We start from the raw sequence: 20,651 nt of genomic DNA, 5'->3' as shown, positions 1-20,651 counted from the left end.
GTGGCCTGTCCGGACCCAGCCTGCCTTGATACGCCTCAAGCCGTGGCGAGCAAATGCCGGGCAGCGTCGCGCAACGTGGCGGGCCGGGCGTCGGCCAGGGCGAGGGCAGGCGCATCGGCGACGGCAGGGAAATGCCGGCGCAGCGACGTGGCGTAGCCTGGGTCGTAGTGCTCGCGCATCAGGGCCGCGAAGACCCCCGCCCAGTCGCCGGCGCGGGCTTGCGCCTGCCAGGCGGCGACGCGGGCGCGGCCGCGCAGCTCGATGAGGTCGTCCAGCGCGGCGCAGAAGGCTTCCGGGGCGGCCGTGAAATGGGCGTAGTCCTGAAGCAGCAGCTCGACGCGGGCTGTCTCGGGCAGGTCGATCCACAGTGGCCGGCCCTGGCTGTGCAGCGCGGCCAGCAGGGCGACGGGCAGGGCGATGCGGCCAATCTTGCGGCTCTCGCTCTCGACGAAGACCGGGCGCGCCGGATCCAGCCGGCGCAGGGTGTCCCACAGCGCCGTGTCGAAGCCCTTTTGCGTCGGCTGGGCTCTGTCTGGCAACTGGCCGAGCACTGAGCCGCGATGGACGGCCAGGCCCTCAAGATCCAGCACCTGGGCACCTTCGGCCGCCAGCGCCTGCAGCAGCCGGGTCTTGCCGCAGCCGGTGAGGCCGCACAGCACGCGATAGCGAAAGTCCGCCGGCCGGCGCTCGAGGTCGTCACGCACCTGGGTGCGGTAGGCCTTGTAGCCGCCCACGAGCTGGCGCGAGCGAAAGCCGATCTGGCCAAGGAACCAGTGCAGCGACAGCGAGCGTTGCCCGCCGCGCCAGCAGTAGACCAGGGGGCGCCAGGTCTTGGGCAGGCCGGCCGTGCGCTCCTCCAGCAGTCGGGCGACATTGCGTGCCACCAGCGTGGCGCCCAGGCGTCGGGCGGCATGCGGGTCCTGCTTGTAGAGCGTGCCGACGATGCGACGCTCCTCGTCGTCCAGCACCGGCCAGTTCTGGGCGCCGGGCAGGTGGTCCTCGGCGAACTCGCCCGGCGATCGCACGTCCACGAGGGCGTCGAAGCGGTCGAGCTCGGCGACGGCATCGCCGACCGAGATGGTGTAGCTCATGCCGGCAGGGACACGGCGTCCAGCAGCTCGCTCTCGATCTGCAGCTGTGCCTTGTTTTGCTGCAGCGCCGGGCCGTCGAGCAAGAAGGTGTCCTCCACGCGTTCGCCCAGCGTGGAGATCTTGGCCAGCTGCAAGTTGATGCCATGGCGTGCCAGCACTCGGGCGATGGCGTAGAGCAGGCCGGCGCGGTCGCTCGTCGAGATGGTCAGCAGCCACGCGGTGGCGCGCTCGTCGGGGCGCAGCGAGATGCGCGGGGAATAGGGGAAGCTCTTGACGCGGCGCGACAGCCGCCCGCGACGCGGCTCGGGCAGCGGGCCGCCGGCTTGCAGCGCGACGGCCAGCTTCTGCTCGACCAGGGGTACGAGGTCGCGGTGGTGCACGTCGGCCTCGGGGCGTATGACCTGGAAGGTGTCCAGCGCATAGCCGTTGCGCGTCGTGTGCACCTTGGCGTCGAGGATGCTGAAGCCGGCCCCGTCGAAATAGCCGCAGATGCGGGCGAACAGGTCAGGCTGGTCGGGTGCGTAGACCAGCACCTGCAGCCCCTCGCCGATGGGTGAGGGGCGGGCACGCACGACGGGCAGCAGCGTGTCCACGTGGCGCCACAGCGAGCGCGCATGCCAGGCCAGCTCGGCGCCGTCGTGGCGGGCGAAGTAGCTGACGGCCAGGCGATTCCACAGTGGCTCCTCGGTGCCGGGGAGCTGGGAGTGCAGGGCCAGGTCCTGTCGGGCCTCCTGCTTGCGGGCCTCGATCTCCGCGTCCAGGTTGATGCGGGCGCCGCCGAGGGCGCGCAGCGCGATGCGGTACAGGTCCTCCAGCAGCTTGCCCTTCCAGGCATTCCAGACCTTGGGGCTGGTGCCGCGGATGTCGGCCACCGTCAGCAGGTACAGCGCCGTGAGCCGTCGAGCATCGCCGACCTTGGCCGCGAACGCAGCGATGACCTCGGGGTCGGACAGGTCCTCCTTCTGCGCCACGCGCGACATCGTCAGGTGGTGCTCGACGAGGAAGACGCACATGGCCGTGTCGGCCGCGTTCAGGCCGTGCTGGCGGCAAAAGCGCTTCACCTCGACGGCGCCGAGCTCGGAGTGGTCGCCGCCGCGGCCCTTCGCCACATCGTGGAAGAGCGCGGCGATGTAGAGGACCTCGGGCGTGTCGAACTGCGCGGCGAGCTGCGAGCAGAACGGGTACTCGTGGACGTGCTCGGGGATGAAGAAGCGCCTGACGTTGCGCAGCACCATGAGGATGTGCTGGTCCACGGTGTAGACGTGGAAGAGGTCGTGCTGCATCTGCCCGACGATGGCGCGGAACACCCACAGGTAGCGTCCCAGCACCGAGGTCTGGTTCATGAGCCGGAATGCATGCGTCTGGCCCTCGGGCTGGCGCAGCATGCTCATGAAGGTGGCGCGGTTGACCGGGTCGCGGCGCCAGGCGGCATCCATCAGGCCGCGGGCGTTGTAGAGCGCGCGCAGCGTTCGCGCCGAGAAGCCCTTGATGCCGGGCGTCTGCTGGTAGACGAGGAAGGTGCGCAGGATGGCGTGCGGGTCGCGCTGGTAGATGTCGTCGCTGGCGACCTCCAGCATGCGGCCGCGATCCAGGAACTCCGGGTGGCCCTCGATGGGGCGCAACTGGTCCTGCTGGGAGCCGTTGATCTGCTCCTCCAGGTTCAGCAGCAGGATCTGGTGCAACTGCGTGACGGCCTTGGCTGCCCAGTAGTAGCGGCGCATCAGCACCTCGGAGGCACGCTGGGCGCCGGTACCCTCGAAGCCGAAGCTCTGGGCCACGGCGGTCTGCAGGTCGAAGACCAGGCGGTCCTCGCGGCGCCCGGCGACCGCGTGCAGGCGGGCGCGGATGAGCTTCAGCTGGCCTTCGTTGCGCTGCAGCTGGCGGCTCTCGAACGGCGTGATGAGGCCGCGCTGGGCCAGCGCCTTCCAGGTCTTGCCCAGGCCCGCGGCGCGCGCGATCCAGATCAGCATCTGCAGGTCGCGCAGGCCGCCGGGGCTTTCCTTGCAGTTGGGCTCCAGCGCGTACGGGGTGTCGTCGAACTTGGTGTGGCGCTGCACGCTCTCCAGCGTCTTGGCGCGGAAGAAGGCCTTCGCGTCCATGGCCTGCATGAAGCGCCTGGACATCAGGCGGAACAGCTTCGCGTCGCCGGCCAGTGGCCGGGCCTCAAGCAATGCCGTCTGGATGGTCACGTCGGCCTGCGACTCGCTCAGGCATTCGCCCAGCGTGCGCACCGAGGAGCCGATCTCCAGGCCGACGTCCCAGCAGGAGGTGATGAAACCCTCGATGGCGGTCTTGGCCGGGCCGGGCTGGTAGGCCTCGACGCCGTCGGGCAGCAGCACCAGGACATCGACGTCGGAGTGCGGGAACAGCTCGCCGCGGCCGTAGCCGCCGACGGCGGCCAGGCAGGCGCCCTCGGGCATGCCGGCCGCGTTCCAGAGCGTGCGCAGCGTGTCGTCCACGTGGCGCGCCAGCCGGCGCAGCAGGCTTTGGGCGCCAGCCTGCGTGGGCCGTGCGGCCAGGAAGTCGTCGATCAGGGTCTGCTTGCCCGCCTTGAACTGCTGGCGGAGTTCGGCGAGCGTCGCCACGGCCTCAGGCGGTCGCCGCCGCGGCCTGGGTGATGAAGGCGGGCGGCGGCGGGCTGCCGGCCGACAGCGTCATGATCTCGTAGCCGGTGTCGGTGACAAGCAGGGTGTGCTCCCATTGCGCGGAGAGTGAGCGGTCCTTGGTGACGATGGTCCAGCCGTCGCCCATCTCCTTGATCTCGCGGCGGCCCGCGTTGATCATGGGCTCGATGGTGAACATCATGCCGGGCACCAGTTCGTCCAGCGTGCCGGGGCGGCCGTAGTGCAGCACCTGCGGTTCCTCGTGGAAGACCTGGCCGATGCCGTGGCCGCAGAACTCGCGCACGATGGAGAAGCCGGCGTTCTCGGCGAAGGTCTGGATGGCGTGTCCGATGTCTCCGAGACGGGCCCCGGGCTTGACCTTGGCGATGCCCTTCCACATGGCTTCATACGTGAAGGCGCACAGCCGCTTGGCTGCGATGGAGCCGTCGCCGACGACGAACATGCGGCTGGTGTCGCCGTGCCAGCCGTCCTTGATGACGGTCACGTCGATGTTGACGATGTCGCCGTTCTTCAGCGGCTTGTCGTTGGGGATGCCGTGGCAGACCTGGGCATTGACCGATGTGCAGATCGACTTGGGGTAGGGGATATAGCCCGGCGGGCAGTAGTTCAGCGGCGCGGGAATGCCCTGCTGCACGTGGACGATGTGGTCGTGGGCGAGCTTGTCGAGTTCGTTGGTCGTGACGCCCGGCTTGACGTGGGGCGTGAGCAGGTCCAGGACTTCGGACGCCAGGCGTCCGGCGATGCGCATGCCCGCAACGTCGGCGGCGGTCTTGATCGTGATGGCCATGGGCCGAATTATCTCAGTCCGCCCAGATGACCGTACCCGTGACCCAGGTTGCCAGCACGATGATGCCGAAGGCGATGCGGTACCAGGCGAACGGCACGAAGGTGTGGCTGGACACGTAGCGCAGCAGCCAGCGCACGCAGGCCCAGGCAGCCAGGAAGCTGACGATGAAGCCGACCGCGAACATCGGCAGGTCGGCCAGCGACAGCGCATGGCGTTCCTTCCACATGCTGTAGACGCCGGCTGAGATCAGCGTCGGGATGGCGAGGAAGAAGGAGAAGTCGGTGGCTGCCTTGCGAGACAGGCCCAGCAGCATGCCGCCGATGATGGTGGCCCCCGAGCGGCTGGTGCCGGGGATCATGCCCAGGCACTGCACCAGGCCGACTTTGAGTGCATCCAGCGGCGTCATGTCATCCACGCTCTGCACGCGGGCCACGGGCTGGGCGCGCTTCTCGGCCCACAGGATGATCAGGGCGCCGATGATGAAGGCGCTGGCCACCACCGGTGCGTTGAAGAGGTGTGCCTTGATCAGCTTGTAGACGGTCAGGCCCACGATGCCGGCCGGCACGAAGCCGATGATCACGTTGCCGACGAAGCGACGCTGCTTGGCGCTGCTGGCCAGGCCGCCCAGGGCTTCGCGGATGCGCGCCCAGTAGACGATGAGCACGGCCATGATGGCGCCGCTCTGGATGGCGATGTCAAAGACCTTGGACTTGGCGTCCGTCATGCCCAGCAGGCTGCCCGTCAGGATCAGGTGGCCTGTGGACGACACCGGCAGGAACTCGGTCAGCCCCTCGACGATGCCCATGATGGCGGCTTTGATCAGCAGGATGACATCCACGTAACAGCTCCGGGGCGACAAAGCCGCGCAGTGTAGCCAGGGGTTCTTGCGGGGGGCTGGCGTCGCCGGATACATTACTGACCCTTCGGTCATTAACTTCGCCCTCTTGGCCACTGCACCGCTTCGTCAACGCCGCAAGGACGCCCGTCCGCAGGAGCTGCTCGACGCCGCCCTGGCGCTTTTCGTCGAGAAGGGGTTTGCCGCCACGCGCAGCGAGGAGGTGGCCGCCCGGGCCGGCGTGGCCAAGGGCACGCTCTACCGCTACTACCCGAGCAAGGACGAGCTGTTCAAGGCCGTGGTGCGCGACAACCTGTCGGTGCACATTGCCGAGTCGGCGGCCCAGGCCGCGCAGTACGAGGGCCCCATCGCCGAGCTGATGCGCCAGATGATGCAGGCCTGGTGGGCCAAGGTGGGTCATGGCAATGCCGGCGTCGTCTGCAAGATCATGATGGTCGAGGCGCGCAACTTCCCCGAGTTGGCGCGCTTCTACGTGGATGAGGTGATCCGGCCGTCGCAGAGCCTGGTCGGCGGCCTCATCGAGCGCGGCATCCGCAGCGGCGAATTCCGCGCCGTACCGGTCGAGGCGACGGTGCACATGCTGATCGCGCCCATGTTGCACCTGCTGCTGCATGAGCACTCCTTTGGCGAGCACGACTGCTGCCACGAGGGCATGAGCGCCGAGGCGCTGCTGGACGCCCAGATCGCGCTGTTGCTGCACGGTCTGCTGGCACAGCCGCCGGGCACCTAGAATTTTGGTTTTCAGTCCCCCGCCGTACCGCGCTTCGGAGAACAAGATGAATCTCGAACAAGTCCGCTTCAACATGATCGAGCAGCAGATCCGCCCCTGGGACGTGCTCGACCCCAGCGTGCTGGAGCTGCTGCGCGTCGTGCACCGCGAGGATTTCGTGCCCGCGGCCCATCAGGCCCAGGCCTTCGTTGATACCGAGCTGCCGTTGACCGCCACGCGCCGCATGCTGGCGCCCAAGGTCGAGGCCCGCCTGCTGCAGGAGCTCAAGGTGCAGCGCCACGAGAAGGTGCTGGAGATCGGCTCCGCCACGGGTCATCTGGCCGCGCTGCTGGGCCACAAGGCCCAGCGCGTCCTTGCGCTGGAGGCCGATGCCGGCCTGGCCGCCCAGGCCCAGGCCAACCTGAAGCGCGCCGGCGTGCTGAATGCGACGGTGCTCAACCAGGACGGCGCTGCCGGGCTCGCCGCCGAGGAGCCCTTCGACGCCATCTTGCTGTCGGGCTCGGTCGCGGCCGTGCCGCAGGTGCTGCTGAACCAGCTCAAGGTGGGTGGCCGCCTCGCGGCCATCGTTGGCGCGGAGCCGGTCATGCGCGCGGTGCTGGTCACGCGCACCGGCGCGAGCGATTTCCGCACCGTTGAGCTGTTCGACACGGTCGCTGGCCGGCTGCCCGGCTTCGCCGAGGCGTCCGCCTTCAGCTTCTGATCGGATGCAGTCCGTCGCCATAAAACGCCGCTTGCCCCCCTTTGGGTGCAAGTCGTCACATGGCTTCAGTCATCGGCAGGCTTTGCCTCTATAACCCCGGCCGCTGCTTATTTCATTGCTCCAGCCAAGGAATCTCATGCCTCTCGTCCAAGCACCCCGCCTGATCCTGCAACCGCTGGCCATCGCGGCCGGCCTCCTGCTCGCGGGCGTGGCCCAGGCGCAGAGCCTGCAAGAGCTCTACGACGCGGCACGGGGTTATGACGCGACCTTCCTGGCCACGCGCGCCAGTGCCGATGCGGCCGCAGCGCGCGCCGCGCAGGCCGAGGCGCTGCTGCGCCCGACGCTGGGCCTTCAGGCCACCGGCACCCAGTCGCGCACCGATCCGCCCAACAGTGGCGGCATCAACGCCACGACCCTGACGGCCGGCCTTTCGGGCAAGTATTCGGTCTACAACGCGGCCAACGTGCCTACCATCGACAAGGCACGCCGCGGCTATGCCGTCGCCCAGGCCGACTTCGAGGCCGCCGAGCAGGACCTCATCGTGCGCCTGGCGACGGCCTATTTCGACGTGCTGGCCGCCAAGGATGCGCTGACGACCTCGCGCGCCAACAAGACCGCCATCGCCGAGCAGCTGGCGTCGGCCAAGCGCAACTTCGAAGTCGGCACCGCCACCATCACCGATACGCGCGAGGCCCAGGCCCGCTACGACCTCGCCGTCGCCCAGGAACTGGCCGCAGACAACGACCTGCGCGTCAAGCGCGTGACGCTGGACCAGTTCGTCGGGCGCGTCGGCGTCGAACCCAAGGGACTGGCGCAACCGGTGGCGCTGCCCGCCCTGCCCAGCGACAACGTCGACACCTGGGTCGCCACTGGCGACGACCAGCACCCGGCCGTGCGCAAGGCCCGCCTGGGCCTGGAAGTGGCTCAGCTGGATACCCAGATCGCCCGCGCCGGCGACAAGCCAACGCTGGACGCCAGTGCCAGCATCGGTGGCCAGAACCTGCACAACAGTCTGAACGGCGCCCAGGCGGCCGCGGCCGGCGTCGGCACCACCAAGACGGCCAGCGTCGGTCTGACCTTCACCTATCCCCTCTACACCGGCGGCCTGACGCAGAACCGCATCAAGGAAACCCTGGTGCTGGAGGAAAAGGCCCGCAACGACCTCGACTTCGCGCGTCGCAGCGTCGCCGAGGGCACGCGCCGCGCGTTCTTTGGCGTGCAGTCGCTCAAGGCTCAGGTCAGCGCCTACGAGGCCGCGGAGGCGTCCACCAAGCTGGCGCTGGAGGCCACGCAACTGGGCTACAAGGTCGGCGTGCGCGTCAACCTGGACGTGCTGAACGCCCAGACCCAGCTCTACTCGACCCAGCGCGACCTGGCCAAGGCGCGCTACGACGTGGTCGTCAACAGCCTCAAGCTGCGCCAGGCCTCGGGTCAGCTGCGTGCCGAGGACCTCAGCGCGGTCAACACGCTGCTGCTCAAGTAAGCACGCCGCTCGGCGCGGCGGCGGTCACGCCTCGTTGCCGAGCTTCTTCCTGGCCAGCGGTGTCATCGGCTCGGGTGCCGCTGTCGGCAGAGGCTTCAGCGGTGCATGCTCGCGCAGCGCGCGCAGGATGATGGCCGTGGCCGTTGGCGCCTGATGGCAGAAGCGCGACAGCACCGCCTTCAGGTGGGCCACGTCGCGCACCGCGATCTCCAGGATCCAGCTGTCCTCGCCGGTCACGTCGTAGGCCGTCAGCACCTCGGGGCTGGAGTCCAGCGCGCGCAGCATCTGCGACTCGTCCATGGCCTCGATGCGGATGACGGCGCGGATGGCGTAGCCCAGCTTGCCGCCATCCACGATGGCGCGGTAGCCGACGATGACGCCGCCATCCTCCAGCTTGCGTACGCGCTCCGTCACGGCCGGCTGGCTCAGGTGCACACGCCGGCCCAACTCGGCCATCGTCAGACGCGCATCGGCCTGCAGTTCGGCCAGGATGCGATGGTCATGCAGATCTAGCTCAATGGCCATGAAACTCTCGTCAACGGGATGGAAGATTCTTGAATGTCAAGGCAACGGCTCGCTTCAACCTTCAAATAGCCCTGTTTCGTTCGCGGCGAAGTTTCTACGATGCCGGCCATGAATACAACGAGCTGGATGGTGAAAACTTCCCCGGGGCTGAGCCCGAAACTGCTGCTCTGCCTCGCTGCCACCTGGCTGGTCTGGGGCTCGACCTACCTGGCTATCAAGGTGGCACTGGTGAGCCTGCCCCCGTTCTTCCAGATGGGCAGCCGCTTCCTTGTCGCCGGCGCGCTGCTGGCCGGCTGGATGCGCTGGCGCGGCGTGCCCTGGCCTGGTCGCAGGCAGTGGCGCAACGCGCTCGTCATCGGCGGGCTGATGCTGGGTGGCGGCATGGGCGGCACGGCCACGGCCGAGCAGACGGTAGGTTCGGGTCTGGTGGTTGCGTTCATCGCCGTGATGCCGCTGATGATTGCCGGCCTCAACCTGCTGTGGGGCGAAAGGCCCACGCGGCTTGAGTCCCTGGGCATCGCCTTCGGCCTGGTGGGCGTGCTGCTGCTGACGCAAGGGCAGGGCTTCGGGGCGTCGCCGGCGGGGCTGCTCGCCATCAGCGTGGCCTGTGCGAGCTGGGCGGTGGGCAGCGTGCTGTCGCAGCGCAGCCTGCCGCTGGCGCCGGGCGCCATGGGCTTCGCGAGCGAGATGCTGGCCGGTGGCGTGGTGCTGATGGGCCTGAGCCTGCTGGGCGGCGAGACGCTGCCCGAGCGCATCGAGCCGCAGGCGCTGTGGGCCTGGGCCTATCTCGTCGTGTTCGGCTCGCTCGTCGCCTTCAATGCCTACATGGTGCTGCTGGCCGAGGCCTCGGCGGGCCTGGCGTCGAGCTACTCCTTCGTGAACCCCGTCATTGCGATGCTGCTGGGCGTCACGCTGGCGGGCGAGCAGATCAGCGGCCACGAGTGGCTGGCCGCGGGCGTGGTACTGGTAGGCGTGGTGCTGCTGCTCACCGGTCGCGGGCGCTCGGCAGCGCATTGACGGGGATGCGCAGGTAGCTGACGCCGTTGTCCTCGGCCGGCGGCAGCTGGCCGGCGCGGATGTTGACCTGCAGCGCTGGCAGGATCAGCGCCGGCGCCCCCAGCGTCGCGTCGCGGGCGCGGCGCATGGCGACGAAGGCGGCCTCGGTCACGCCATCATGCACATGGATGTTGGCGGCGCGTTGCTCGGCAACGGTCGTCTGCCAGCGCGCCTCCCGGCCGTTGGGGTAGTCGTGGCAGACGAACAGTCGCGTCTCGGCAGGCAGCGCCAGCAGGCGTTGCATGGAGCGGTAGAGCTGGCCGGCGTCGCCGCCAGGGAAGTCGGCGCGGGCGCTGCCGAGGTCGGGCATGAAGAGCGTGTCTCCAACGAAGACGGCGTCCTCGACGCGGTAGGCCAGGTCGGCTGGCGTGTGGCCGGGCACCAGCAGCGTGGTCAGCTCCAGGCTGCCGATGTTCAGGGTTTCGCCGTCGCGCAGCAGCCGGTCGAAGCCGTCGTCGGCCACGGGCTGGTTGTAGAAGCGGCCGAACGTGGCCTGCACCTCGCGGATGTGTTCGCCGATGGCAATGAGGCCGCCCGCCTGCTGCTTGAGATAGGGGGCGGCTGACAGGTGATCGGCATGGGCATGCGTCTCAAGGATCCACTGCAGCTGGAGGTCGTGCGCGCGCAGATGGGCAAGCAGGGCGTCCGCCGAGCGCGTCGACGTGCGGCCTGCGGCGGCGTCGTAGTCCAGCACCGGGTCTATGGCCGCGGCCTGGCGCGTGGCCGGGTCGTGCACGACATAACTGACCGTTCCCGTGGCGGGGTCATGGAAGGCTTGGATGGCAACAGTCATGCGGACGTCCGTGATGGGCAGGAGAGCTTTCATTATATTGTTATATATAATGTTTGGCATGCCTCGACCGACATCACTGGATCCCGAGCTGCTGCGCGCAGCAGCCGGCGAGGCCGTGGCTGCGCTGAAGGTGCTGGGCAACCCGGAGCGGCTGCTGCTGCTGTGCCAGATGTCGCAGGGCGAGATCAGTGTCGGCGAGCTGGAGGAGGCCCTGGGCATCTTCCAGCCGACGCTGTCCCAGCAGCTGGGCGTGCTGCGCCGCGAGGGCATGGTCCAGACTCGCCGCGACGGCAAGAAGGTCTTCTACCGCGTGGCCGACGAGCGCCTGCTGGCGCTGCTGCGCACGCTCTACACGCTTTACTGCCCCAAGGAGGCGACATGACCCTGGACTGGACGGCCTTCACGCCGGCAAGCGCGCTGCTGGGCGGACTCGTGATCGGCGGCGCCGCAGCGCTGCTGGTGCTGCTGGGCGGACGCATCGCCGGCATCAGCGGCATCCTGGGCGGCTTGTTGCGGCGCGTGCCGGGCGAGCGTGGCTGGCGGCTGGCTTTCGTAGCCGGCCTGCTGATCTCGCCCTGGATCTACGCAGCAGTCGCGGCGCCGTTGCGGCCGCGGATCGACGCGGGCTGGGGGCTGCTATTGGTCGCCGGCCTGCTCGTGGGCATCGGCACGCGCTATGGCGCGGGCTGTACCAGCGGGCATGGTGTGTGCGGCCTGTCACGGCTGTCCTGGCGGTCTGCCGTGGCGACGGCCGTGTTCATGGTCGCGGGTTTCGCGACGGTGTTCGTCTTGCGCCATTTGTTCTGAGGGGAGCCGGCATGGGAAGCTTCATTGGCGCCGTGGCGGGCCTGCTCTTCGGTCTCGGGCTGATCGTCTCCGGCATGGTGGAGCCGGCCAAGGTGCAGGGTTTCCTGGACCTGGCGGGGGCCTGGGATCCGTCGCTGGCCCTCGTGATGGCGGGCGCGATCGCCGTGGGCCTGCCGGCCTTTGCGCTGGCAGCGCGTCGGCGCGAGAGCTTTCTGGGGCTGCAGATGCGGCTGCCGACGTCGACACTGGTGGATCGTCGCCTGGTCGGCGGCAGCCTGCTGTTTGGCATCGGCTGGGGCCTGGCGGGCCTGTGCCCGGGGCCGGCGCTGGTGGTGGCCGGCAGCGGTGACGCCAAGGCGCTGGGCTTCGTCGCAGCGATGGTGGCCGGCATGGCCGTGTTCGAATGGCTGGAGCGGCGCTGAGGCGAACAGGCCCCAAAATCCGCGCCCATGCTGTTCCTGCTATCGCCTGCCAAATCCCTCGACTACGACACGCCGACGCCAGCCGAACTCGCGCCGGCGTTGACCCGGCCGCAATTCCTCGACGACACGGCTGCGCTGATTGACATCCTGCGCGGCAAGAGCGTGGCCGACGTGCGCGCGCTGATGGACCTGTCCGAGCCACTGGCCCGGCTCAACGTCGACCGCTACCAGTCCTGGCGGCCCCGCTTCACCGACAAGAACAGCAAGCCTGCCGTGCTGGCCTTCAACGGCGATGTCTACGACGGCCTGGACGCGAAGACGCTGTCCGCCGACGACCTGGCCTGGGCGCAGGACCATGTGCGCATGTTGTCGGGCCTGTACGGCCTGCTGCGCCCGCTGGACCGGATGCAGCCCTACCGCCTGGAGATGGGTACCCGGCTGGCCAACCCGCAGGGTGCCAGCCTCTACGACTGGTGGGGCGATCGCCTGGCCTTGCACCTGAACAAGCTCGTGGCAGCCGAGAAGGCACCCGTCATCGTCAACCTCGCATCGCAGGAGTACTTCCGCGCGGCCGACCGCAAGGCCTTGAAGCCGCGTGTCGTGGACTGCCAGTTCGAGGACTGGAAGAACGGCGAGTACAAGATCATCAGCTTCTTCGCCAAGCGTGCCCGCGGGCTGATGGCGCGCTACGCCATCCAGCAGCGCCTGCAGACGCCCGAGGGCCTCCAAGGCTTCAACCTGGACGGTTATCGTCTGGCCTCCGAGGTGTCTTCCCCTGAACGACTCGTTTTCCGTCGCAAGTCATGAGCCAACAAGTCATCACCCCCGAGCTGTGCGCCTGGATCACTGAGCAGAGCGGCGCCGGGCATGCGTCCGAGAGCATCCTGGCGGCCATGCTGGGCAGTGGCTGGGACGAGTCCATTGCCCGCCAGGCACTGGCGCGCACGCTGGGCCAGTCGGCCACGCTCACCGCCCCGCCCGGTGCCACGCCGGGGCTGCCCGAGCCGGAGCTGAGTCGTTTCGCCCCCGTGATCGACGCCGGCGACCGGCAGGTCAAGGTGCTGATGGCCTTGCGCCAGCCGCGTGTCGTTGTCTTCGGCGACCTGCTGTCCGACGAGGAGTGCGACGGCATCATCGGCCTGGCCACCAAGCGGCTGGCGCGCTCGGAAACGGTGGCCACTGGCAGCGATGGCAGCGAGGTGAATGCCGCGCGCACCAGCGACGGGATGTTCTTCGAGCGTTGCGAGACGGAACTGATCCGCAAGGTCGAAGCCCGCATCGCGACGCTGCTGCGCTGGCCGCTGGACCATGGCGAAGGCCTGCAGGTGCTGCGCTACCGGCCCGGTGCCGAGTACCAGCCGCACTACGACTACTTCGATCCGGGCCATATCAGCACGCCCAACATCCTCAAGCGCGGCGGCCAGCGTGTGGCGACGCTGGTCGTCTACCTGAACACACCTGCCGCGGGCGGCTCCACCATCTTCCCGGACATCGGCCTGGACGTCTCGCCGGTCAAGGGCAATGCCGTCTTCTTCAGCTACGACCGGCCCCACCCCGCCACGCAAACCCTGCATGGCGGCTCGCCGGTCATCGAGGGCGAGAAGTGGGTCGCCACGAAGTGGCTTCGCCAGGGTGTGTTCACCTGATCAGGCGGTGGCCGCGATGAGCGCGGCCATCGTCAGTGCCACGCAGGCCAGCAGATTGAAGTAGAGCGTGCTGAGCAGCAGCCCGCGCCAGATCGCGCCCCACCAGCGCAGTTCGTAGACGCGCCGCATCGCCACCAGGCCATGCACGAAGACGGCGAGCAACACAGGCCCCTCGAGGCCCATGCCTACCGCGAACAGCAGCGACAGGAACCACAGGCTGTGGCTGTGCAGCGAGAACACGAAATGCTCGGCGTAGCGCCGGCCGCTGCCGGCGAACGCCAGCAGCAGCAAGGCCGCGAAGATGGGCTGCATGGCCAGCATGGCGTACGGCGCCAGGGCGCCGGCGCGTCGCTTCCATTGCTCGAAGGTCATGGATTGGCCCTTGTCGAGGATGCCGAGCAGCCAGCGCTGGGCGCTGCCGCAGCTCTCGGGGCGGGTCGAGTCGCAGTCGCCGATGCGTGCGCGGGTTTGAGCCGTCGGCCGGGCGCCATCGGCCGCGCTGGCATTCCTGGCCATGGCCTCGGCCGCTGCTGCGGCCTGTGCGGGCGTCATGTCGGGCTTGACCCGCACGCGCTGGGGCTTGCCTGGCTCGCTGGCCGACGCGGAGGTGGCCGTCGCGTTGTCGACGACTTGCGACGGGCCCTGGGGCAGCAGCGCCCAGCCGATGAAGAAGATGAAGCTCGCGCTCAGGTACACCCTCAGCGGCAGCACGTAGCGCCTGCGCGCGCCGTGGAAGTAGGCGTTCGTCAGGTGTCCGGGCAGCGCGATGAGCGCCCAGAGCGTGCGCAACAGCGGCCCGTCAAAGGCGACGTAGTGCCCCACGTATTCCGTCAACATCTCGCGCACCGAGGGCGGATGCAGGTCGGTCTCCTGGCCGCAGTGGCCACAGTAGCGCGGCCGCGGCGTGGCCAGCGTGTAGTGGCAGTTGCGGCAGTAGGGCAGCTCGGGGGCGCCGTGGGCGTGGCTCATGCGGACAGCAGTTTGTGGATCAGCTCGGGCGTGCTGCCCGCTGCGTACTTCTTCATCAGCCGGCCGCGGTAGATGTCCACCGTGCGCGGGCTCACGCCCAGGCGCCGTCCGATCAGCTTGCTGGTCTGGCCCTCGACGAGCAACGCGGCGATCTCGCGCTCGCGCGGCGTCAGCTCGGCGGTGATCTGGCGGCGCGCCGACAGGTCCTCGAAGCTCCAGATGCCGCGGGCATGCGGGTCGGCCGGGTCCAGGGCCCGGCCAGTCACGTGGCACCAGAACAGCTCGCCTTGCCCCAGGCGGCGCATCACGCGGTCGTCCGCGTAGCGGCCCTCGGCATCCAGGCTGGCGACGATGCGTGCACCGGTGCGCTCGAACTCGGCGGCGCTCGGGTACATCACGGCGAAGCTCTGGCCGACCAGCTGCTCCCGCGTGGCGCCGAACATCTGCAGCACGCGCTCGTTGCAGTCCACGATCTGGCGCTGCGCCGACAGCACCAGGCCGATGGGGGCGAACTGAAAGGCACTGCGGTAGTCGAGGGAGGGGGGCACGGGGGATGACATGGCCGGCTGGTGCGGGCCGCGATGCTACCCGGCCAGGCCCCCCTTGTTCGAGGGGGCGCATGGCGGGCCATGGCTCCAATGGGCGATTCGGTGCCGCGGGTGGCCCCCTACCGTGGAGGTCCTCACCTCAAACAAGGAGTTCGACGATGGTCTTTGGTTCTATTGCGGCCCGCCCGGGCCGGTTCCTGCGTGCGCTGCTGGGTGCCGCGCTGTTCGCCGCTGCCAGCGGTGCCGCCCAGGCAGGCGTCGGCCTGGTCTGGGACCTCAAGGAATGGAGCTACACGCTGGCGCCCAATCAGACGCTTGAGCTGCACGCGACGATCTACAACGAAGCGTCGGCGACGGAGCACCTGCTGGGCAGCCGCTTTCTTGCCGCCTATGGCGAGGGCATCGAGTCCGTCTATGACTTCATGATGCCGGCGCAGTCGCTGGCAGAGCAGTTCGCGGCGATGGACCTCGCACCGGGCGAGGGCATGGACTTCGTGTTCGGCCGCCTGGTGCCCATCGGCGGCCAGGCCGCGCTGGGGGGCTACTCGGGAGGCGGCTTCTCGCTGGCGTTCCTCGACGCGAGCGGTGCCGAGGTGTCGTGGACGCCCGAGCACAGCCTGCACCTGAACGTCGTCGCCGGCAGCCCGACAGAGCCCGGCCAGCTTCCCGAGCCGGGATCGCTGGCCTTGGCGGCGGCCTGCCTGGGGGCGCTCGCGCTGCAGCGCCGCCGCCGGCCCCTGGCCGAATAGGCGATTCTGCGTAATCGACGCAGGCGCCCCGGGGACGCTACGCTTCGTGTCCTACCCCATAAGCAGGAGACGGCATGAATAAGGTGTACCCCAGCGCCGACGAGGCGCTGCGCGGCGTCGTGAAGGACGGGCAGTTGCTCGCGGTCGGCGGCTTCGGCCTGTGCGGCATCCCCGAGGCGCTGATCGCGGCCCTGCGCGACAGTGGCGTCAAGGGCCTGACGGTCATCTCCAACAACGCGGGCGTGGACGGTTTTGGCCTGGGCCAGTTGCTGGAGACGCGCCAGATCAAGAAGATGATCTCCAGCTACGTGGGCGAGAACAAGGAGTTCGAGCGCCAGTACCTGGCGGGCGAGCTGGAGCTGGAGTTCACGCCGCAGGGCACGCTGGCCGAGAAGCTGCGCGCCGGTGGTGCCGGCATCCCGGCCTTCTTCACGAAGACCGGCGTCGGCACCGTGGTGGCCGAGGGCAAGGAGCTGCGCGAATTTGACGGCGAGACCTATGTGATGGAGCGGGCGCTGGTGCCCGAGGTAGCCTTGGTCAAGGCCTTCAAGGCCGACAAGAGCGGCAACCTCGTGTTCCGTCGCACCGCGCGCAACTTCAATCCGGCTGCGGCGATGGCGGGCAAGCTGACGGTCGTCGAGGTCGAGCAGCTCGTCGAGACCGGCGATATCGATCCGGACGATGTCCACCTGCCGGGCATCTACGTGCACCGCATCGTCGTCAACGCCAACCCCGAGAAGCGCATCGAGAAGATGACTCTCAGCCCGAAGAAGGAGGCCTGAGCCATGCCCTGGACCCAAGATCAGATGGCCGCCCGCGCGGCGCAAGAGCTGGAAGACGGCTTCTACGTCAACCTCGGCATCGGCATCCCGACGCTGGTGGCCAACCATGTGCCGGCCACCAAGGAAGTCTGGCTGCAGAGCGAGAACGGCATGCTGGGCATCGGTCCTTTCCCGACCGAGGACGAGGTCGATGCCGACCTCATCAACGCCGGCAAGCAGACCGTGACCACGCTGCCCGGCAGCAGCATCTTCGGCAGCCACGACAGCTTCTCGATGATCCGTGCGGGCAAGATCAACCTCAGCATCCTGGGCGCCATGCAGGTCAGCGGCAAGGGAGACCTGGCCAACTGGATGATCCCGGGCAAGATGGTCAAAGGCATGGGCGGCGCGATGGATCTCGTCGCCGGCGTCAAGCGTGTCATCGTGCTGATGGAGCACGTGGCGAAGAAGAAGGACGGCACCGAGGACCTCAAGATCATCCCCAACTGCACGCTGCCGCTGACCGGCGTGGGCGTGGTCGACCGCATCATCACGGACCTGGGCGTCTTTGACGTCGTGCCAGAAGGCATCAAGGTCGTCGAGCTGGCCGAAGGCGTCACGCGGGAGTTCGCACAGGGCAAGACCGGGGTTCCTCTGCTCTGAGGCAGGGCACGCCGATTGACGCATCACCAATCGGCGAACGTCTCCACACCCACCTCGCCTGGGCCTTGTGTCGGGTCAAGCTGCGCTACTGGCGCGGCGCGCACCTGGTGCTGGTCGGCGAGCAGCGCACCTCGATTCCCGGCAAGCGCGCAGTAACCAGCTGCGAGCAGGTCCGGTGGTGCCGCATCGCAGCGCTGCGGGCCCGCCTCGTGCAGGCGCGGTCCAGGCGTCGGGGCCGCGCCTACGCGGACGCATGAGGTTGGGTGCAGGGTGCACCCTGCGACCGAAGACCCTGGCGCCTTACCGCAGCAGGCCGCGAACGTTGCTGTCCAGCGGCAGCGAATAGTCGTAGGCAGCCAGGATGATGTTGCCCCGGGCGCTGACCAGCTTGATGCTGAGGTACAGCGTCTCGCCCGAGTTGGTGTAGCTGCCCACGACGACGGCCTGGGCCTGCTGGCTTTGGCTCAGTTCGCTCAGCTCCGTGGAGAGCATCAGCGCGCCTTGCCCCTTCTTCATGAAGAGCTTGTCACGCAGCTTCAGCTCCACCACGCGGTAGCCCCGCTGCGCGAGGCGGCCGGTGACCTGTTCGGAGAACAGCCGGCCAAGACGGGAGGACTCAGTGAGCTGGTCCATGTCCACGAAGGCCGCTACCAGCAGCGGCTTGTCGACGGACAGGGCGGCGTCCTGCAGCAGCGCGTCCGTGGCCTTCTGGTTCAACTCGATCAAGTCGACGACCTTGGGCGCCGGCGGGGGCGTCGTCGAACAACCGGCCAGGAGGGCCAGGGCCATGAGAAGGGCCAGGTGAGTGCGCATCCTCATTTGTTGACCACTCCCCAGGTCTTCATCGATTTGTCGTCGCTGTAGCGGTAAAGCGCAGCATCGGTGCGCTCGATGTAGTAGATGTCGGCCGTGCGGGCCAGATCGCGGTTGCCATCGCGCAGGACGGTGGCCACAAGCAGCTCGGTCCCTGTGGGGCCGCCGCTGGCTCGGCCCTGCCTTGCGATGCGCGAGACGTCCGCGATGATGCCGGCGCCAACCAGATTGGCGGTGAGCGTTTCGCCGGAAGCCGGCAGGTGCGTCACCAGGTCGCGGAGGACGGCGATGCCGGCACCGAGTGCGGTGAAGCGGAATGACTCGTCTGGCCTGGGGACCGAGTGGCGCACCACCTGGGTGTCGATCGACAGTTTGAGCGCGCCGACATCGCTGCTGAACACCACGCCGCGTTCGCTCAACCGGCTCAGTAGCAAGGTGCGCAGGCCTTTGCTGAAGGTGCTGTCGTCGGCCCCGAAGTCGACGTCGACCGGTGTGCCGCCAGGGACGCGAGGGGCAAGCCGCTCGGCCAGGTCCGCCGCCAGCACGTCCCAGTGATGCAGCGAGCGCATCTTCTGCTGCGCGCTGGTCGGATAGTTGTCCGCCCGGGGCACGTCGACGTGGGTACAGGCGCCGACTGCCAGGCCTCCTGCCAGGAGACAGGCCAGGCGTATCGCAGCGAGGAGGCGAGGGTGCGTCGATGAGGGGTGCCGATCCATGTGCGAGGTCTTTCTTTCTTCACGTCATGGCCCATGACCACAAGGATGGATGGCGACCGTTCGCGGGGATTCTTAAATCCCGGGGAAGGCTCACGGGTCACCTGCCTAAGATCGCTGCCATGCGTCGTCTCCTCCTGCCCCTGTTGTTCGCCAGCCTTCTGGCCCCGGCCCAAGCCCTTGACCAACCCGAGGCAGCCACCACCCGCACGGCCAAGCAGGCCAGCCTGACGACGCCCGCGAAGCGCTTCGCGGTGACGGCCGCGAACCCGCTCGCCGCGGAGGCCGGCGCCCGGATCCTGAAGGCCGGTGGGTCGGCCATGGATGCCGCCATCGCCGTGCAGGCCGTGCTGGGTCTCGTCGAACCACAGTCCAGCGGCATCGCCGGCGGCGCCTTCTTGCTGCACTGGGACGGCCGGCAGGTGCAGGCGCTGGACGGCCGCGAGACCGCGCCCGCAGCCGCCACGCCGGAGATGTTCCTTCGGCCCGATGGCAGGCCGCTGCCCATGCGCGAAGCCATCCTCAGCGGCCTGGCTACCGGCACGCCCGGCGTGCTGGCCATGCTGGCCGAAGGCCACCGCCTGCATGGCAGGCTGCCCTGGGCGCAGCTGTTCGAGCCGGCCATCGCTCTGGCCGAGCAGGGCTTCGCGATCAGCCCACGCCTGTTCGAGCTGGCTTCGGCCGAGCCCGCGCTGCGCAGCGATGCGCAGGCTGCGACGTATTTCTTCGACGCGGCCGGGACACCCAAGCCCGTCGGCACCGTGCTCAAGAACCCGGCGTACGCTGCTGTGCTGCGTGGCATCGCCCGGCAAGGCCCCAAGGGCTTTTACGAGGGCGCCGTGGCCAAGGACATCGTGCGCCGCGTCAAGGCCCATGCCCGTCCCGGGCTGCTGGAGGTCGCCGACCTCGCCGGCTACAAGCCTGTGCTGCGCCCGCCGCTGTGCAACGACTGGCGCGGCTATCGCGTCTGCGGCTTCGGCCCACCGACCTCGGGGCATCTGACGCTGATGCAGATTCTCGGCCTGCTGGACACCCAGCCGGCTGCCCGTTCGGCCCGGGGGATCACGGCCGACTGGATGCACGCCTATGCGGAGTCGGCCAAGCTGGCCTTCGCCGACCGTGCGCAGTACATCGGCGATCCGGCCTTTGTCGCGGCACCGGGGGGCGATTGGCTGAGCCTGCTGGACGGGGACTACCTGCGCCGGCGTGGCGAGCTGATCGGCCCACATGCCATGGGCATCGCCACGGCCGGCCAGCCGGCGCGCATCAAGCAGGCCCTGGCGCCGCAGGCCGAGCAGCTCGAGGCCGGCACCAGCCACGTCAGCATCGTCGACGCAGAGGGCCATGCGGTGGCCATGACGACCAGCGTCGAGTCGGCCTTCGGCAACCGTGTCATGAGCGACGGCGGCACAGGGCTGCCTGGTGGCTTCATGCTGAACAATCAGTTGACGGACTTCTCGCTGAACCCAGTGGGCGCTGACGGCAGACCGGTGGCGAACCGCGTCGAGGCCGGAAAGCGGCCGCGCTCCAGCATGGCGCCGACACTGGTATTCGGCCCCGACGGCAGGCTGCTCATGGTGGCCGGCTCACCGGGCGGGCCGGTCATCATCCACTACGTCGCCAAGGTGTTGACCGGCGCGCTGGCCTGGGGCCTGCCGGTGCAGCAGGCGGTGGACCTGCCCAACTTCGGTCACTTCAACGGCGGCTCGCTGATCGTCGAGCGCGGCGCGCTGACGGCCGCGCAGCTGGCCGACCTGCGCGGCCGCGGTCACAACGTCGTCGAGACCGACCTCACCAGTGGTCTGCAGGTGCTGATGCGTGTGGACGGCCCTGAGGGCGGTTGGGCCGGCGGCGCCGACCCCCGCCGCGAGGGCGTCGTCAAGGGCGAGTGAGTCAGGATGCCTGCCCGCCGCCC

Annotated in this window: 23 protein-coding genes; 13 read left to right on the top strand and 10 right to left on the bottom strand. The window is 68.8% G+C overall.

The window, feature by feature from the left end:
• Positions 1 to 35: 35 nt before the first annotated feature.
• The 4 genes from mnmH to QM732_RS11765 are packed head-to-tail and all read right to left on the bottom strand — an operon-like array spanning position 36 to position 5,340.
• Positions 36 to 1,091, bottom strand: a complete 1,056-nt coding sequence (gene mnmH / locus QM732_RS11780; protein WP_415656326.1) for a tRNA 2-selenouridine(34) synthase MnmH — start codon at positions 1,089 to 1,091, stop codon at positions 36 to 38.
• The gene (locus tag QM732_RS11775; protein WP_415656325.1) at positions 1,088 to 3,676 is read right to left on the bottom strand and encodes a [protein-PII] uridylyltransferase; all 2,589 of its coding nucleotides are present in this window, start codon (positions 3,674 to 3,676) and stop codon (positions 1,088 to 1,090) included. The genes mnmH and QM732_RS11775 overlap by 4 nt, the downstream gene beginning before the upstream one ends.
• A 4-nt stretch (positions 3,677 to 3,680) precedes the next feature.
• Complete coding sequence (gene map / locus QM732_RS11770) at positions 3,681 to 4,502, bottom strand: type I methionyl aminopeptidase (RefSeq protein WP_415656324.1); 822 nt, start codon at positions 4,500 to 4,502, stop codon at positions 3,681 to 3,683.
• Between the two features lie 13 nt (positions 4,503 to 4,515).
• On the bottom strand, positions 4,516 to 5,340 hold the full coding sequence (locus QM732_RS11765) for an undecaprenyl-diphosphate phosphatase (protein ID WP_415656323.1): 825 nt from the start codon (positions 5,338 to 5,340) through the stop codon (positions 4,516 to 4,518).
• 106 nt (positions 5,341 to 5,446) lie between these two features.
• Between QM732_RS11765 and QM732_RS11760 the strand changes: the two genes are divergently transcribed.
• The 3 genes from QM732_RS11760 (at position 5,447) to QM732_RS11750 (ending at position 8,271) form a co-directional block, all read left to right on the top strand.
• Positions 5,447 to 6,088 (top strand): TetR/AcrR family transcriptional regulator, encoded by a 642-nt coding sequence (locus QM732_RS11760; RefSeq protein ID WP_415656322.1) that lies wholly within the window; start codon positions 5,447 to 5,449, stop codon positions 6,086 to 6,088.
• Positions 6,089 to 6,134: 46 nt separating this feature from the next.
• The gene (locus tag QM732_RS11755; protein ID WP_415656321.1) at positions 6,135 to 6,788 is read left to right on the top strand and encodes a protein-L-isoaspartate O-methyltransferase family protein; all 654 of its coding nucleotides are present in this window, start codon (positions 6,135 to 6,137) and stop codon (positions 6,786 to 6,788) included.
• Between the two features lie 136 nt (positions 6,789 to 6,924).
• Positions 6,925 to 8,271 (top strand): TolC family outer membrane protein, encoded by a 1,347-nt coding sequence (locus tag QM732_RS11750; protein ID WP_415656320.1) that lies wholly within the window; start codon positions 6,925 to 6,927, stop codon positions 8,269 to 8,271.
• A 24-nt stretch (positions 8,272 to 8,295) separates the two neighbouring features.
• Here the strand turns inward: QM732_RS11750 and QM732_RS11745 are convergent, their stop codons facing one another.
• Entirely contained in the window at positions 8,296 to 8,796 is a 501-nt protein-coding gene (locus QM732_RS11745; RefSeq protein WP_415656319.1) for an Lrp/AsnC family transcriptional regulator, read from the bottom strand.
• 108 nt (positions 8,797 to 8,904) lie between these two features.
• Between QM732_RS11745 and yedA the strand changes: the two genes are divergently transcribed.
• Positions 8,905 to 9,813 carry a drug/metabolite exporter YedA gene (gene yedA, locus QM732_RS11740; protein WP_415656318.1) on the top strand — a complete coding sequence of 303 codons (909 nt, stop codon included), beginning with the start codon at positions 8,905 to 8,907 and terminating at the stop codon, positions 9,811 to 9,813.
• On the opposite strand, the gene QM732_RS11735 is transcribed toward yedA, so the two are convergent.
• Positions 9,782 to 10,678 (bottom strand): MBL fold metallo-hydrolase, encoded by an 897-nt coding sequence (locus QM732_RS11735; RefSeq protein WP_415656317.1) that lies wholly within the window; start codon positions 10,676 to 10,678, stop codon positions 9,782 to 9,784. The genes yedA and QM732_RS11735 overlap by 32 nt on opposite strands.
• A gap of 25 nt (positions 10,679 to 10,703) precedes the next feature.
• Here QM732_RS11735 and QM732_RS11730 point away from each other — a divergent pair, with 25 nt between their 5' ends.
• Genes QM732_RS11730 through QM732_RS11710 form a run of 5 tightly spaced genes read left to right on the top strand, consistent with a single transcriptional unit; the run spans position 10,704 to position 13,520 of the window.
• Positions 10,704 to 11,027 (top strand): metalloregulator ArsR/SmtB family transcription factor, encoded by a 324-nt coding sequence (locus tag QM732_RS11730; protein ID WP_415656316.1) that lies wholly within the window; start codon positions 10,704 to 10,706, stop codon positions 11,025 to 11,027.
• Complete coding sequence (locus tag QM732_RS11725; RefSeq protein ID WP_415656315.1) at positions 11,024 to 11,452, top strand: YeeE/YedE family protein; 429 nt, start codon at positions 11,024 to 11,026, stop codon at positions 11,450 to 11,452. Before QM732_RS11730 ends, QM732_RS11725 begins: the two co-directional genes overlap by 4 nt.
• An 11-nt stretch (positions 11,453 to 11,463) precedes the next feature.
• On the top strand, positions 11,464 to 11,874 hold the full coding sequence (locus tag QM732_RS11720; RefSeq protein WP_415656314.1) for a DUF6691 family protein: 411 nt from the start codon (positions 11,464 to 11,466) through the stop codon (positions 11,872 to 11,874).
• Between the two features lie 27 nt (positions 11,875 to 11,901).
• The gene (gene yaaA, locus QM732_RS11715) at positions 11,902 to 12,681 is read left to right on the top strand and encodes a peroxide stress protein YaaA (protein ID WP_415656313.1); all 780 of its coding nucleotides are present in this window, start codon (positions 11,902 to 11,904) and stop codon (positions 12,679 to 12,681) included.
• A complete protein-coding gene (locus QM732_RS11710; RefSeq protein WP_415656312.1) occupies positions 12,678 to 13,520 on the top strand; it encodes a 2OG-Fe(II) oxygenase in 843 nt (280 codons plus the stop codon). Before yaaA ends, QM732_RS11710 begins: the two co-directional genes overlap by 4 nt.
• On the opposite strand, the gene QM732_RS11705 is transcribed toward QM732_RS11710, so the two are convergent.
• Together QM732_RS11705 and QM732_RS11700 are read right to left on the bottom strand one after the other, a co-directional pair.
• A complete protein-coding gene (locus QM732_RS11705) occupies positions 13,521 to 14,489 on the bottom strand; it encodes a DUF3667 domain-containing protein (RefSeq protein ID WP_415656311.1) in 969 nt (322 codons plus the stop codon).
• Entirely contained in the window at positions 14,486 to 15,049 is a 564-nt protein-coding gene (locus QM732_RS11700) for a LuxR C-terminal-related transcriptional regulator (RefSeq protein WP_415656310.1), read from the bottom strand. Before QM732_RS11700 ends, QM732_RS11705 begins: the two co-directional genes overlap by 4 nt.
• Positions 15,050 to 15,195: 146 nt before the next feature.
• Between QM732_RS11700 and QM732_RS11695 the strand changes: the two genes are divergently transcribed.
• The 3 genes from QM732_RS11695 (at position 15,196) to QM732_RS11685 (ending at position 17,210) form a co-directional block, all read left to right on the top strand.
• Positions 15,196 to 15,786, top strand: a complete 591-nt coding sequence (locus QM732_RS11695; protein ID WP_415656309.1) for a PEP-CTERM sorting domain-containing protein — start codon at positions 15,196 to 15,198, stop codon at positions 15,784 to 15,786.
• Between the two features lie 74 nt (positions 15,787 to 15,860).
• Entirely contained in the window at positions 15,861 to 16,568 is a 708-nt protein-coding gene (locus QM732_RS11690) for a CoA transferase subunit A (RefSeq protein ID WP_415656308.1), read from the top strand.
• Between the two features lie 3 nt (positions 16,569 to 16,571).
• A complete protein-coding gene (locus QM732_RS11685) occupies positions 16,572 to 17,210 on the top strand; it encodes a 3-oxoacid CoA-transferase subunit B (protein WP_331176324.1) in 639 nt (212 codons plus the stop codon).
• Positions 17,211 to 17,510: 300 nt separating this feature from the next.
• Here the strand turns inward: QM732_RS11685 and QM732_RS11680 are convergent, their stop codons facing one another.
• The gene (locus QM732_RS11680; RefSeq protein WP_415656307.1) at positions 17,511 to 17,999 is read right to left on the bottom strand and encodes a FlgO family outer membrane protein; all 489 of its coding nucleotides are present in this window, start codon (positions 17,997 to 17,999) and stop codon (positions 17,511 to 17,513) included.
• Positions 18,000 to 18,025: 26 nt separating this feature from the next.
• Entirely contained in the window at positions 18,026 to 18,739 is a 714-nt protein-coding gene (locus QM732_RS11675) for a hypothetical protein (RefSeq protein WP_415656306.1), read from the bottom strand.
• 119 nt (positions 18,740 to 18,858) lie between these two features.
• Between QM732_RS11675 and QM732_RS11670 the strand changes: the two genes are divergently transcribed.
• Positions 18,859 to 20,628: a gamma-glutamyltransferase family protein gene (locus QM732_RS11670; protein WP_415656305.1), complete on the top strand. Its 1,770-nt coding sequence runs from the start codon at positions 18,859 to 18,861 to the stop codon at positions 20,626 to 20,628.
• Positions 20,629 to 20,651: the final 23 nt, after the last annotated feature.

The organism is Roseateles sp. (assembly GCF_047654805.1).
GTDB lineage: Bacteria > Pseudomonadota > Gammaproteobacteria > Burkholderiales > Burkholderiaceae_C > Pelomonas.
Note: the sequence above shows the minus strand (reverse complement) of the source record. Positions and strands in the feature narration are given on the sequence as shown.